Origin of the sequence: Nocardioides phosphati, from assembly GCF_014646375.1 — a bacterium.
Lineage (GTDB): Bacteria > Actinomycetota > Actinomycetes > Propionibacteriales > Nocardioidaceae > Nocardioides > Nocardioides phosphati.
In genome coordinates this window covers 237,712-250,410 of the sequence record NZ_BMNI01000003.1, presented here as the reverse complement: position 1 = coordinate 250,410, position 12,699 = coordinate 237,712, and the positions used below count along the sequence as shown (strand labels likewise).

The following is a 12,699-nucleotide window of genomic DNA, read 5'->3' as shown; positions in this document are numbered from 1 at the left end:
TCGATCAGTCGTGTCCAGATCTGTAGCGTGCGATCATGGCGCCCGTGACCAGCGCCGCCAAGCCCCTGCCCGCCCGCTCGGTCGCCCTCTCGCTGCTCCTGGGCAGCCACCCCGGGCGGATGAGCCCGGCGACGCTGACCTCCGCCGGCGAGCACTTCGGCATCCCGGCCTCCACCATGCGCGTCGCGCTGACCCGGGCTGTCGCCGCCGGCGACCTCGAGCGGGAGGGCGGCGACTACACGCTGGGTGCGCGCCTCGTTGCCCGCCAGCGCCGCCAGGACGAGGCCGTCGAGGACGCCGCCTCGCCGTGGCACGGCGAGTGGGAGATGGCCGTCGTCGTCGTCACCGGCCGGTCCGGCCAGGAGCGCTCGGCCCTCCGCGACCTGCTCGCGGCGCATCGGCTCGCCGAGCTGCGCGAGGGCGTGTGGACCCGGCCCGCCAACCTCCGCCGCCCCGCGGCGTACGCCGGCGACCCGGTGCTCTCCACCTTCACCGCCGTCCCCGCGGAGGATCCCGCCGAGCTGGCCGCCGGCCTGTGGGACCTCACCGCCTGGGCGCAGGACGGCGACGAGCTGGTCGCCCTCCTGGAGACCACGCGGGAGCCGGCCCTCCGCCTCGCGGCCGCCGCGCAGCTGGTCCGCCACCTCGCAGCGGACCCGCTGCTCCCCCACGAGCTGCTCCCGCCCGACTGGCCGGGCGAGCGCCTCCGCGCGGCGTACGCCGACTACCGCGGCGAGCTCCGCGACATCGCCCGTTCGAGCGGTCGCGGGCTCGCCGGCTGAGCCTCAGGCAGCCCGTCGCAGCGCACGCACCCGGAGGGCGACACCGCCGAGCAGGGTTGCCGCCGAGAGCAGCAGGAGTTCCTCCAGGCCGCTCGGCGCACCCGTCTGCGGCAGCTCGCCGGCGGCGGTGCGGACGGGCGCGGCCGTGGTGGCGAGGTGCCGGGAGGGCACGAACGTCGCCGTGTCACCGCCGAAGCTGCTGCCCCCGGTCGAGCCACCCGAGCCACCTCCGCCGCCTCCGCCACCCGTCGGCGTACGCGGGCAGTCGCTGAGCGAGACCTGCCGGGCCTGCTCTCCGGCATGCGCCCACCTGATCGCGACGGAGCGGAACTGCGCGTCACTGAACGCCCACGGGAAAGTGCCGGTGAAGCCGCGGCCGACAAGAGCCTGCTCGTTGACGATGATGACGTGGCTCGCCACCTCCGCCACGTGCGGCTTCCGCACGTACTTGCAGATCACCACCCGCTCACCCGCGGTGGTGTCGACGACAGGGGCCTTGACGGAGCCGCTGCCCGAGCCCCCTCCCGCGGCGGGATCTCCCCCTGCGGCAGGAGGCGCGGGCGGCGGGGCCGCAGGCGGCGCGGCGGGCGGCGCCGGGGGCGCCGCGGGCAGCTGCGCGGGGACCTGCGCCTGGCTGGCCGGCGGGTCGGCGGGCGGCGCCGGGGGCTGCTGGTCCCCCGGCTGCGCCTGTGCGGCTGTCGACGCGACAGCCGGCGCAGGGGCAGCCGGACCGCCGCGCTCCGCAGCAGCCGGGCCGCCGACCAGCAGGCTGGCCGACAGGAGCGGTACGGCGATGCCGAGCGCCATCGCCAGCGTGGACCGGGCCGGTCGTCGACCCCGTGTCGTCATCGTGTTCACGAAAGCCTCCGCGAGATGAGCGGAGCCTGTCCCGAGAGATCCAGAGCCCCAAGGTGGACCCTCCCCGCGGTGCACGTACCCCCGGGTAATCCGGACAATCGCCATAAATCACCGTCGCGACCCCAGTGTTTGCGCGGGGGACGGCATGATGCGGCCATGGCGAACTTCTCCGACTTCAACATCGGCGTCTACCTCAACGGGCTCTTCGGCACGATGCCCTCCTTCCCCCTGGAGTACGCCGGATGGGAGGCCGCCGCGCGCACGCACCTCGACGACGTGCTCTACGACTACGTCGCGGGCGGCGCGGGCGACGAGGCGACCCAGGACGGCAACGTCCACGCGTTCCGTCGCTGGGGCATCGCGCCACGGATGCTGGCCGGCGCGGCCGAGCGTGACCTCTCGATCGAGCTCTTCGGGCGCCGCTACCCCACGCCGCTCTTCCTGGCACCGATCGGCGTCGTCGGGATCATGGACGTCGCTGACGGCGAGGCCGGCCACGGCGACCAGGAGGCCGCCCGCGCGGCTGCCGCGACCGGCGTACCCGCGGTGATGTCGACGCTCATGCAGGACCCGATGGAGGACGTCGCGCCCGAGCTCGGCGAGACGCCCGGCTTCTTCCAGCTCTACACGCCCAACGACCGCGAGCTGGCCGAGAGCTTCGTGCGGCGGGCCGAGGCCGCCGGCTACGCCGGCATCGTCGTGACGCTCGACACCTGGTCGCTCGGCTGGCGCCCGCGCGACCTTCGTCACGCCTCGATGCCGCAGCTGCAGGGCAAGTGCCTGGCCAACTACACCTCCGACCCGGTCTTCCGCTCGCGGCTGGAGAAGACGCCCGAGGAGGACCCGGGCGCCGCGACGCTGGCCTGGGCGATGACCTTCGGCAACCCCGGGCTCTCGTGGGACGACCTCGAGTGGCTGCGCAGTCTCACCGAGCTGCCCCTGCTCCTCAAGGGGATCTGCCACCCCGACGACGTACGCCGCGCGAAGGACGGCGGCGTCGACGGCATCTACTGCTCGAACCACGGCGGTCGCCAGGCGGCCTCCGCGCCCGCCCTCGACTTCCTGCCCGACGTGGTCGCCGCGGCCGACGGGATGCCGGTGCTCTTCGACTCCGGCGTCCGCACCGGCGTCGACGTGGTCAAGGCGCTTGCCCTCGGCGCGACCGCGGTCGGCATCGGCCGCCCCTACGGCTGGGGCATCGCGATGGGTGGCGCCGCGGGCGCGCAGCACGTGCTCCAGTGCCTCCTGGCCGAGGCCGACCTGACGATGGGTCTCAACGGCTACGCGTCGATTGCCGAGCTGACCCGCGACATCCTCGTCCGGATCCCCTGAGAGGCGTCCGGATCCCGTCGGGAAGGAGCACAATCCGCTCATGCTGTCGATGAAGAGCAAGTGCGAGCTGTGCGCCGCCCCGCTGGACTACGCCGCCGAGGCGTTCATCTGCTCCTACGAGTGCACCTACTGCACCACCTGCGAGGCCGCACTCGACGCCTGCCCCAACTGCGCCGGCGAGCTCGTCCCGCGCCCCCGCCGCGTGACCGGCCTGCGCGAGATCGCCCGGCGCGCGCCCGCCCGCGTCGTACGCCGGGTCAGGCGGGCACGCAGCTGAGGGTCAGGACTCCGGCAGGTCCACGGCGAGCTCGGCACCGAGCTGCGACTGGGCAGCGGCGAGCTGGGTGAGGATCCGGCGGCCCGCCAGGAGCAGGTCGCGGACCTCGGGGACGGCGATCGAGTAGACCACCGCGCCGCCGGCCCGGTTGGACGTCACGAGCTGCGTGCGACGCAGGACGCCGAGCTGCTGGGAGAGGTTGGACGGCTCGATCGAGATCTTCTCGAGGAGCTCATGCACGGCATGATCCCGCTCACTCAGGAGTTCCAGAATCCGGATCCGGGCAGGGTGCCCGAGCGTCTTGAAGAACTCGGCCTTAGCCTGATACAGCGGTACTCCCACCACAGCTCCTCGCTCGCGACCTGATCCTGTCCGTCAACGGCGACGTCCATCACCATTGGACATGAAGGCTACATGACTTGCGAAACTCTTCATCTCAAGTAGCCTCACGAATGTGCGATCCGAGGGCGTGTCGTGTGCAATGACTTGTCAGAGTCGAGAGGACAGGACCAAATGACTGACGTCAACACCGTGCTTGACCAGGCTGGGCTGACCAACGAGGACGTGCGTGCGTACGTCGCCGAGTGGTTTGCCGTGACCGGCGCTGAGCGCATCGAGGTGGTCTCCGCCGCCGACGACGCGCGCCTGATCGCCGAGGCCCTGGAGGCGGGTGAGCTCCTGCCTGCCGGTGAGGGCTCCTACTACTCGCGTTCGTACTTCAAGGACACCGCGCGCGCCGAGGAGCGCACGATCGTGGCCACGGCCGACGAGCGTGACAAGGGCACCTACAACAACTGGCGCCCGTCGTCGGAGATGAAGCCGAAGCTCGTCGAGCTGATGACCGGCGCCTCCAAGGGCAAGACCATGTACGTGATCCCGTACCTCATGGCCCCTGCCGGTGGTCCGCTCGACAAGTTCGCCGCTGGCGTCGAGCTCACCGACAACATCAACGTCGTGCTGCAGATGATCCGCATGGCCCGCGTCGGCGTGGAGTACATCAACCACCTCGGCAACGACTTCGTCCGCGCCGTGCACGTCACGGGCGACCTGCCGAACCTCGGCCAGGGCACCCCGGACGACAAGCGCTACTTCGTGACCGTCGCCGACGAGCGCACGATCCTGCACTTCGGCTCGTCGTACGGCGGCAACGCGCTGCTCGGCAAGATCGCCCACGGCCTGCGCCAGGGCTCGTACGACGGCTGGAAGAACGGCTTCCTCGTGGAGCAGTTCATGCTCCTCGGCATCTCCGACAAGGAGACCGGCAAGAAGTACAACATCTGCGGTGGGTTCCCGTCGGCCTCCGGCAAGACGAACCTCGCGATGACGCTCTCGCCGGACGCCCTGGGCGACCGCTACCACGTCGAGTTCTACGGCGACGACATCGCCTGGATCTGGGTCGACGAGAACGGCGTGCTCCGCGGCTTCAACCCGGAGAACGGCGTCTTCGGTGTCGCCAAGGACACCAACGAGCACACCAACCCGACCGCGATCGAGTCGATCAAGCCGGGCCTGGGCGTCATCTACACCAACGTCGCCTACAACGAGAAGACGCAGGAAGTCTGGTGGGAGGGTCGCGGCGAGAAGCCGACGGACCTCGACGGATGGCTGGACTGGAAGGGCGAGCGCATCGCCGACCGGTCCCCCGAGACCGCCAGCGAGAACTGGGCGCACCCCAACTCGCGCTTCACCACGACCCTGGCCAACGTCCCCAACGTCGCTCCCGACTACGACGACGCTGCCGGTGTCGAGATCCACGGCATCATCTTCGGTGGCCGCACCCGCGACCGTGAGCCGCTGATCCGCGCGATCAACGACCTCGCCGAGGGCGTCTACGACGGCCTGACCCTGGGCGCTGAGGCCACCTTCGCGGCCGACGGCCTCGAGGGCGTGCTCCGCTACGACCCGATGTCGATGCGTCCGTTCATGTCGTACCCCGAGGCTGACTACGCGCAGCACTGGCTCGACGTCGTCGGCAAGGCCACGAACAACCCGATCTTCGCCCACGTGAACTGGTTCCAGCGTGGCGAGGACGGCCGCTTCCTGTGGCCCGGCTACCGCGAGAACCTCCGCCCGCTGGTCTGGCTCATGCAGTACCGCAACGGCGAGGTCCAGGGTGTCGAGACGCCCGTCGGCGTCATCCCGGCGCGTGACGAGCTCCTCCTCGACGGCCTCGACGAGCAGACGCTCGCCGACCTCGACACGGTGCTCACGATCGACACCAAGCGCTGGCAGCAGGAGATGGGCTACCGCGAGGACCACCTCAAGCAGTTCGACGGTCTGCCGGACGCCATCTGGGAGGCGCACAACCGCGTCGCCAAGGCGCTCGACGAGGCCTGATCGGCTCACCAGCTCGTACGGCGAGGGCCGCTCTTCCTTCGGGAGGGGCGGCCCTCGCTGCGTCTGCGGCCGGCCGTTCGGCGTACGCGCGGAAAGAATTCATCGTCGAACTGCGTCACTGTCGCGGGTTCTCGCCGTTTCTCCTGACGAGTGGCCAGTCAGGTAGCCGGCCCACCGACCCCGGAAGGCAGGCCATGAGCACCACGGTCGCAGCACCCGCCATGGACGTCACCGTCTCCTCGCTCGTACGCCGCCCGGTGGCGGAGGTTGCGCGGCACGCCGCCGACCCGGCCACCGCCGAGGCCTGGCTGCCGCACGTCCTGGGCCGCAAGCTGCCGCTCGGCTTCGAGCTGGTGTCGTTCGAGCCGGCCGTCGGCATGGTGCTGAGGACCGCGCAGGGCCCGGTCGCCCTGGAGGCGACGTACACCTGGGCGCCCGCGGGCGCGTGGACGAAGCTGACGCTGCGTCAGACCGGCGAGGCCCCGATCGTGGGCCTGGCCGCTCCCCTCATCGAGAAGGCAGCGGCCAAGGCCATGAGCCGCACGCTCGCGCGTGTGGTCGAGCTGATCGAGCACCGCTCCGCCGCCTGAGGCGACGCAGCTGCCCACGCGCCAGCAGGTCAGTGCGCGTCGATCGGTCGCGGACGCCCCAGCAGCAGGCCGAGCAGGACCATGCCGGCACCGAGCACGACGTGCAGCACGTCGTCGGCGTCGTTGACCGGCAGGAAGTTGGCCTTGTCGTGCAGTCCGACGACCAGGCCGTACAGGAAGACCACGAGGTAGAGCGCGCCGCCACCGATCAGGTAGCCCCGCGCGCCCGCGGCGGTGCGCGCCAGCACGAAGCCCGCGACGGCGAATCCGAGGTGGACCAGGTTGTGCAGGATCGAGACCTGGAAGATCCCGAGCAGCATGGCGCCGGAGTCGTGGCCGGCGAAGGTGAGGTCGCCGTAGTCGGTGGTGAGCCCGGGGACGAAGCCGGCCACGCCGACGATCCCGAAGGCCAGCGCCACCACGGCCGCGGCCGCCTGGACAGGTGAGGCGTCGTACCTGACATCGGTGTTCATCACACACTCCTCTCGAAACGGGTTTCCCTCAGGTACCCGCGACGAGCGTGTGGATGCAGCCGGTTGGCGACGTCAGTTGGCGATGTGCACGATCGCGTCGCCGGCGTTGACGATCGGGGCGCGGGTGAGGCCGATGACGACGCCCGTGCGGTCGGCGTGCACCAGGCGGACGCGTCGTCCGAGGGTGTCGGAGAGCCCGCCGATCCGCTGGCCCTCGCGCACCTCGGCGCCCAGGTCGACCTCGAGATGGAGGATGCCCGTGCCGCGGGCACGCACCCAGCCGCTGGAGCGGCACTCCTCGACGTACGGCGGCTCGATGAGCTCGGGGCGGAGGTCGATCATGTCCATCGCGGTCAGCACGCGGAGCACGCCGGCGACGCCGACCCGGATCGGCGCCTCGTCGAAGCGCATCGCCATGCCGGCCTCGTAGAGGAGCACGCGCGCGCCGACGTCGAGGCCGGCCTGGCGCAGCGAGCCGTCACGGAGCTTCGCGTGGAGCATCACGGGGGCGCCGAACGCCTGGGCGAGCTTGCGGGTCACCGGGTCGTCGAGGTCGGCCCGGATCTGGGGGTAGTTGTCGCGCTTGTCGGCCGCGGAGTGGAGGTCGATGCCGAGCTCGCACTTGGAGACGACCTCGTCCATGAAGAGCCGCGCGATGCGCGACGCCAACGAGCCGCGCGCCGAGCCGGGGAACATCCGGTTGAGGTCGCGGCGGTCGGGCAGGTAGCGGTCGCCGTTCATGAAGCCGAGCACGTTGACCACCGGCACGAAGACGACCGTGCCGCGCAGTGTCTTCGGGTCGAGGTCGGTCATCACCCGCCGGATCACCTCGACGCCGAGCACCTCGTCGCCGTGGATCGCCGCGTTGACCCAGATGACCGGGCCGGCGTCCTTGCCGTGCACCACGTGCACGGGAAGGCTCGCGTCGCCGCCGGTCACCAGGCGGGTGATCGGGAGCTCGACCGACTTCGCCGACCCGGCGCGCACGCGCACGTTGCCGATCGCGAACGACTCACGCGCCATCGGTCACCGCCTTGGCCACCTGCGCCACGCCCCGGTTCTTCCGGCGTACGACGCGGCGGGGCCGGCCGCCGACGTACGACCGCGCGGAGTCGACGACGAAGCCCTGGCGCAGCGCCTCGCGCCCGATCAGGAACCGGAAGCCCATCTCGTCGCGGCGGCTCAGCGTCACCTCGGCGGTGATCGTCTGCTCGAGGAGGCGGATCGCCATGAGCACGACGTAGCGCTCCTCGGCGTGGCCCGACGAGCTGCGGACCGTGCGCCGGTCGTGGACCGGGAGCTCGACCTCGACGGCGTCCTCGGCGCTGCGCTGCCACGGGTGGATCGAGAACCGGACCCACTCCCGGCCCTCGCGCTCGAAGGGCTCCAGGTCGAAGGCGTGAACCGCGGAGGAGCGGGCCCCGGTGTCGAGCTTCGCCTTGGTCCACGGCACGCCGAGGTCCGGCAGGCTGACCCACTCACGCCAGCCCGCCGTCTCCGGGGGTCTGGTTGGATGGGTGGCGGTCACGGCCCCCATCCAAGCAGAGGCACTCGGTGAAGCTCGCGATTCTCTCCCGCGCCCCGCGGTCCTACAGCACGCAGCGCCTCCGCTCCGCCGCGCTCAACCGCGGCCACGACGCGAAGGTGCTCAACACGCTCCGCTTCGGCATCGACCTGGCCGGCGACGAACCCGCCCTGCAGTTCCGCGGCAAGCCGCTGTCGGACTACGACGCGGTCCTGCCGCGCATCGGCAACTCGATCACCTACTACGGCACCGCCGTTGTCCGGCAGTTCGAGCAGATGGACGTCTACACGCCCAACACCGCAGCCGGCATCTCCAACTCGCGCGACAAGCTCCGCGCCACCCAGATCCTGTCGCGCCACAACATCGGCATGCCCGCGACGACCTTCGTCCGCGACCGCGCTGACGTGATCCCCGCGATCGAGCGGGTCGGCGGGGCACCCGTCGTCATCAAGCTCCTCGAGGGCACCCAGGGCATCGGCGTCATCCTCGCCCCCGAGATCAAGGTCGCCGAGGCGATCATCGAGACCCTGCAGAGCACGCGACAGAACGTCCTGATCCAGCGCTTCGTCAAGGAGTCGAAGGGCCGCGACATCCGCGCGCTGGTCGTCGGCGACCGCGTCGTCGCTGCCATGCGGCGTACGGCGAAGGGTGACGAGTTCCGCTCCAACGTGCACCGCGGCGGCTCGGTCGAGCGGGTCGAGCTCGACCCCGAGTTCGAGCGGGTGGCCGTGCGGGCGGCGCAGATCATGGGCCTCAAGGTGGCCGGCGTCGACATGCTCGAGGGCGCCGACGGCCCGCTGGTCATGGAGGTCAACTCCTCCCCCGGCCTCGAGGGCATCGAGGCGGCGACCAAGCTCGACGTGGCCGGCGCGATCATCGACTACATCGACAACCAGGTCGCCTTCCCCCACATCGACGTGCGCGAGCGGCTCGCGGTCTCGACCGGCTACGGCGTGGCGGAGATCGTGGTCCATGGCGACGGGTCGTTCGTCGGCAAGACGCTCGCCGAGTCGGGCCTGCGCGAGAGCGACATCACCGTGCTCACGCTCCACCGCGGCACGATCGTCATCCCCAACCCCGGCGCCCGCAACGTGCTCGAGGCCGAGGACCGCCTGCTCTGCTTCGGCAAGCTGGAGGAGATGCGCGGCATGATCCCCGACCGCAAGACCCGGCGTTCGAAGGTCAAGAAGCTCCCGAAGCACCCGCTCAACGAGACCTGAGCGAGCCGGGCGGCTCAGTGCAGGTGGTCGGCGAGTGAGCCGTGCTCGCCGAAGAGCTCGACCCGCCACCGCTCGATGAGCTCGTCGTTGGGGTGGTCGTCGGGGTGGAAGCCCTCGCGCCGGTAGTCCATCAGGCGGGTCATCACGTCGCGCTGCAGGAACGGGTTGTGCCGGAGCCGCAGGAGGGACGGCACGAGCCGGAACGGGTTCCACGCCGTGCGGTCGGTGAGGAACATCGACAGCAGCGTGCCGAAGACGGTGACCACCGTCAGGCCGAAGGTCGCCATCCGGAAGCCCTGGCGCCGCCGCCGCTCGGTGCCGCCGACGGCGCGGAAGACGTCGAAGGCGACGGCCCGGTGCTCGGACTCCTCCAGGGCGTGCCAGAGCAGGATGTTGCGGACCTCGTTGTCGCCGAGCAGTGCCTGCGCCTCGGGCTTGGTCAGCAGGGTCTCGGCGACGACCGCGGTGTAGTGCTCGAGGGCGGCGGTGTGGGCGAGCCGGAGGATCGGCGGGAGCCAGCGCTCGTAGCGGAGCAGCATGCCCTTGCTGTTGCGTGCGATCCGGTGGGCCGGGAAGCCCATCTCGTCGAGCCGCCGGTTGAGCTCGCGGTGCTCGCGCCCGTGGGTCACCTCCTGGCCGATGAACCCCTTCACCTGCTCGCGCAGCACCGGGTCCTCGACGTCGTCGGCGAAGTTGCGCACCGAGCGGACGAAGTAGTCCTCACCCGAGGGGAAGATCGCCGACAGCACGCTGACCACGTGGCTCATCACCAGGTCGCCCTGCACGTAGTGCCGGTCGAGCGACCCCTGGGGGTAGGAGAACCGGATCCGTCGTGCGTGCACCTCGCCCGTCATGCCTCGAACGTACGACGTGCGCCGGCACCCGTCGAGGGGGGATCATCAGCCCATGTTCGGCATCACCGACCTCGCGACGTACCTCGTCGGCCTGGTCTTCATCATCCTGCTGCCCGGCCCCAACTCGATGTACGTCGTGTCCGTCGCCGCCCGGCGCGGCACGCGCGCGGGCTACGCGGCGGCGGCCGGCGTGTGGACCGGCGACACGGTGCTGATGGTGCTGACGGCGGCCGGCGTGGCCTCGCTCCTGCGTGACAACCCGCTGCTCTTCGCGATCGTGAAGTACCTCGGCGCGGGCTACCTCGCCTGGCTCGCGACCGGCCTGCTGCGGGGCGCGTGGGCGACGTGGCGGACCCGGCGGCGTACGGTCGATCCGCTGGCGGACGCCCCGGTGGAGGCCCCCGGCGAGCGGCCCTACCACCGGGCGCTCGTGGTCAGCCTGGTCAACCCGAAGGCGATCCTCTTCTTCGTCGCCTTCTTCGTGCAGTTCGTCGACCCCGACTACGCGTGGCCGGCGCTCACCTTCCTGGTGCTCGGCGCGCTCGCCCAGATCGCCAGCGTGCTCTACCTCAGCGTCCTGATCTTCTTCGGCGCCCGCCTGGCCGACGCCGTGCGCCGCCGGCGCGCACTGTCGGCGGCGGGGACGTCGGCCATCGGCGCGATCTTCCTCGGCTTCGCCGCGAAGCTCGCCCTGGCGCACGCCTGAGCGAGCGCAGCGGCGTCAGCGCACGAAGCGGATCGTCAACGGCGGGGTGGTCCACTCGCCACGGGACGCAGCGAGCGCACCGAGCAGGTGGAGCGCGCCGGCCACGAACGGGATGACGGCGAAGAGGAGCCAGCCGACACCGATCGTGAGGATGCCGAACACGAGGACGGCGACGCCCCAGACCAGCGCGGTGAGCTGGATGTTGAGCGCGTTGGCCGCGTGGTGGCGGATGAACGGACCGCGGTCCTTGTACATCAGGTAGACCACGAGGGCGGCGACGAAGCCGAGCGTTCCTGCGCTCAGCACCATCGCGGCGCCGGTGACCGCGTGGACGCCGATCGACCAGCTGCGCTCCTCCTGCGGGGTGAGCTGGGGGGCGGAGGTCGGCTTCGGGGCGTACGGGTTCGTCATGGGTTCTCCTTGGTCGAGGACACCAGTGAAACGGACGGAGGCGTGCCTGTGGTTCCGGCAAGCCCCCGGAATCACCCCTGAGATCTCCCCGAGACGCGGTCAGGGAGAGCCTCCCGCGTCCTTCACACTGGGACCCATGACGTCCCAGAGCAACGCACCGGTCGACAACTACGCGAAGCACCTCGGCGTGGAGATCGTGCAGCACGGCGGCGGTCACGCGGAGTCCTTCGTGACGGTGACCTCCGACCACCTGAACCCGCACGGCACCACCCACGGCGCCTTCCTCTTCTCGGTCTCCGGCATCGCCCTCGCGGCGGCGGCCAACAACGAGACCCACTCAGGGGTCATCAGCCACGTCGCGATCGACTACCTCCGCCCGGTGCGCGAGGGCGACCAGCTCCGCGCGGAGGCGAAGGTCGACGTACGCCTCCCCAAGGAGGACATCTACGTGGTCAAGGTCTACCGCGGCGACGAGGTCGTCGCGCGGGCCACCGGCCGCGGCAACCGCCGGGAGCGCGCATGAAGTTCACCGAGCGCGAGATGACCGTCGGCATCGACCGCGTCGCGCAGCAGCTCTTCGAGGCCACCCTGGCCCCCTGGCGCAAGGCGAAGGACACGGCCTGGGAGCTCCTGCCGAAGTTCGAGAAGTACCAGCGCCGCGCCGCCGTCGGCGAGGCGGTCATCCCCGCCCTCCTCGCCCTCCCCGAGCGGCCCACGGTCGGCGCGACGCCGGAGTTCACCAAGGACGAGTACGCCGCCGCGGCCGGCTCGAAGCCGGCCGCGAAGCTGACCAAGCTCGTCGTCGAGGCCATGCCGGTCCGGCGTGACCCCGACGCGCTGCTGGGCGGCGACGACTTCGTCGTACCGGACACGCTCGAGGGCCTGGACTGACGCCCCTGACGCCCGAGGCGTGACCGACACCCCGCGGGGGTACCGCCTGACCAGGCAACCCCTGGAGGTGGTGACGATGGTGTGGGCTCCGATCGCCCTGGTGCTGGTCGGGCTGGTCGTCCTCGTGATGATCGGCCTCGCCGTGGCAGCCATGCTGCGCAAGGAGGAGGCGCTCGACGAGCGGCTCCACGACCCGTTGACGCCGACCGTGACGTGGGAGGTCCCGCCGGGCGTCGACCCAGTCGTCGTCGGCAGTGAGCTGACCGCGGCCGGCTTCCCGAACGCGCTCGAGGACCACGCCGGTGCGCCCTCGCTGTGCATCTCGTGCCCGCCCGGAGAGCGGTCGCACGTGCGGTCGCTGATCGAGGCGGTCGAGGCGGAGCAGTACGCCCCGGCCCTACAGCTCCCGCCGGTGATCTTCCTGGAGGACGCGGCCTGACCTG

Annotated in this window: 17 protein-coding genes; 10 read left to right on the top strand and 7 right to left on the bottom strand. The window is 71.1% G+C overall.

The annotated features are described in order from the left end of the window. Nucleotides 1–35: 35 nt before the first annotated feature. Nucleotides 36–782, top strand: coding sequence for a PaaX family transcriptional regulator C-terminal domain-containing protein (locus IEX47_RS08465; RefSeq protein ID WP_188783563.1), 747 nt, complete (start codon nucleotides 36–38; stop codon nucleotides 780–782). A 3-nt stretch (nucleotides 783–785) separates the two neighbouring features. On the opposite strand, the gene IEX47_RS08460 is transcribed toward IEX47_RS08465, so the two are convergent. After that, nucleotides 786–1,631 (bottom strand): hypothetical protein, encoded by an 846-nt coding sequence (locus IEX47_RS08460; RefSeq protein WP_188783562.1) that lies wholly within the window; start codon nucleotides 1,629–1,631, stop codon nucleotides 786–788. Nucleotides 1,632–1,796: 165 nt separating this feature from the next. Between IEX47_RS08460 and IEX47_RS08455 the strand changes: the two genes are divergently transcribed. Continuing rightward, the gene (locus IEX47_RS08455) at nucleotides 1,797–2,972 is read left to right on the top strand and encodes an alpha-hydroxy-acid oxidizing protein (protein WP_188783561.1); all 1,176 of its coding nucleotides are present in this window, start codon (nucleotides 1,797–1,799) and stop codon (nucleotides 2,970–2,972) included. 40 nt (nucleotides 2,973–3,012) lie between these two features. Next, nucleotides 3,013–3,249 carry a DUF1272 domain-containing protein gene (locus IEX47_RS08450; RefSeq protein ID WP_188783560.1) on the top strand — a complete coding sequence of 79 codons (237 nt, stop codon included), beginning with the start codon at nucleotides 3,013–3,015 and terminating at the stop codon, nucleotides 3,247–3,249. Between the two features lie 3 nt (nucleotides 3,250–3,252). On the opposite strand, the gene IEX47_RS08445 is transcribed toward IEX47_RS08450, so the two are convergent. After that, nucleotides 3,253–3,591 (bottom strand): ArsR/SmtB family transcription factor, encoded by a 339-nt coding sequence (locus IEX47_RS08445; RefSeq protein WP_188783559.1) that lies wholly within the window; start codon nucleotides 3,589–3,591, stop codon nucleotides 3,253–3,255. 171 nt (nucleotides 3,592–3,762) lie between these two features. On the opposite strand from IEX47_RS08445, the gene IEX47_RS08440 reads away from it, so the two are divergent. Together IEX47_RS08440 and IEX47_RS08435 are read left to right on the top strand one after the other, a co-directional pair. Next, entirely contained in the window at nucleotides 3,763–5,586 is a 1,824-nt protein-coding gene (locus IEX47_RS08440; protein WP_188783558.1) for a phosphoenolpyruvate carboxykinase (GTP), read from the top strand. 194 nt (nucleotides 5,587–5,780) lie between these two features. Next, nucleotides 5,781–6,176 carry an SRPBCC family protein gene (locus IEX47_RS08435; protein ID WP_188783557.1) on the top strand — a complete coding sequence of 132 codons (396 nt, stop codon included), beginning with the start codon at nucleotides 5,781–5,783 and terminating at the stop codon, nucleotides 6,174–6,176. Between the two features lie 29 nt (nucleotides 6,177–6,205). Here IEX47_RS08435 and IEX47_RS08430 read toward each other — a convergent pair whose 3' ends face one another. The 3 genes from IEX47_RS08430 to IEX47_RS08420 form a co-directional block, all read right to left on the bottom strand. After that, nucleotides 6,206–6,649, bottom strand: a complete 444-nt coding sequence (locus IEX47_RS08430; RefSeq protein WP_188783556.1) for a DUF4383 domain-containing protein — start codon at nucleotides 6,647–6,649, stop codon at nucleotides 6,206–6,208. A gap of 72 nt (nucleotides 6,650–6,721) precedes the next feature. After that, on the bottom strand, nucleotides 6,722–7,672 hold the full coding sequence (locus IEX47_RS08425; protein ID WP_188783555.1) for a succinylglutamate desuccinylase/aspartoacylase family protein: 951 nt from the start codon (nucleotides 7,670–7,672) through the stop codon (nucleotides 6,722–6,724). Further along, on the bottom strand, nucleotides 7,662–8,177 hold the full coding sequence (locus tag IEX47_RS08420; protein ID WP_229662738.1) for an ATP-dependent zinc protease family protein: 516 nt from the start codon (nucleotides 8,175–8,177) through the stop codon (nucleotides 7,662–7,664). The genes IEX47_RS08425 and IEX47_RS08420 overlap by 11 nt, the downstream gene beginning before the upstream one ends. A gap of 26 nt (nucleotides 8,178–8,203) precedes the next feature. On the opposite strand from IEX47_RS08420, the gene IEX47_RS08415 reads away from it, so the two are divergent. Continuing rightward, entirely contained in the window at nucleotides 8,204–9,394 is a 1,191-nt protein-coding gene (locus IEX47_RS08415) for a RimK family alpha-L-glutamate ligase (RefSeq protein WP_188783553.1), read from the top strand. 14 nt (nucleotides 9,395–9,408) lie between these two features. Here the strand turns inward: IEX47_RS08415 and IEX47_RS08410 are convergent, their stop codons facing one another. Then, on the bottom strand, nucleotides 9,409–10,248 hold the full coding sequence (locus tag IEX47_RS08410; protein ID WP_188783552.1) for a metal-dependent hydrolase: 840 nt from the start codon (nucleotides 10,246–10,248) through the stop codon (nucleotides 9,409–9,411). A gap of 52 nt (nucleotides 10,249–10,300) precedes the next feature. Here IEX47_RS08410 and leuE point away from each other — a divergent pair, with 52 nt between their 5' ends. Further along, a complete protein-coding gene (gene leuE, locus IEX47_RS08405) occupies nucleotides 10,301–10,954 on the top strand; it encodes a leucine efflux protein LeuE (RefSeq protein ID WP_188783551.1) in 654 nt (217 codons plus the stop codon). A gap of 15 nt (nucleotides 10,955–10,969) precedes the next feature. On the opposite strand, the gene IEX47_RS08400 is transcribed toward leuE, so the two are convergent. After that, on the bottom strand, nucleotides 10,970–11,365 hold the full coding sequence (locus tag IEX47_RS08400; protein WP_188783550.1) for a DUF4870 domain-containing protein: 396 nt from the start codon (nucleotides 11,363–11,365) through the stop codon (nucleotides 10,970–10,972). 136 nt (nucleotides 11,366–11,501) lie between these two features. On the opposite strand from IEX47_RS08400, the gene IEX47_RS08395 reads away from it, so the two are divergent. The 3 genes from IEX47_RS08395 (at nucleotide 11,502) to IEX47_RS08385 (ending at nucleotide 12,695) form a co-directional block, all read left to right on the top strand. Then, entirely contained in the window at nucleotides 11,502–11,888 is a 387-nt protein-coding gene (locus IEX47_RS08395) for a hotdog fold thioesterase (protein ID WP_188783549.1), read from the top strand. Then, entirely contained in the window at nucleotides 11,885–12,256 is a 372-nt protein-coding gene (locus tag IEX47_RS08390) for a hypothetical protein (protein ID WP_188783548.1), read from the top strand. Before IEX47_RS08395 ends, IEX47_RS08390 begins: the two co-directional genes overlap by 4 nt. A gap of 76 nt (nucleotides 12,257–12,332) precedes the next feature. Beyond that, nucleotides 12,333–12,695 (top strand): hypothetical protein, encoded by a 363-nt coding sequence (locus IEX47_RS08385; protein WP_188783547.1) that lies wholly within the window; start codon nucleotides 12,333–12,335, stop codon nucleotides 12,693–12,695. Nucleotides 12,696–12,699: the final 4 nt, after the last annotated feature.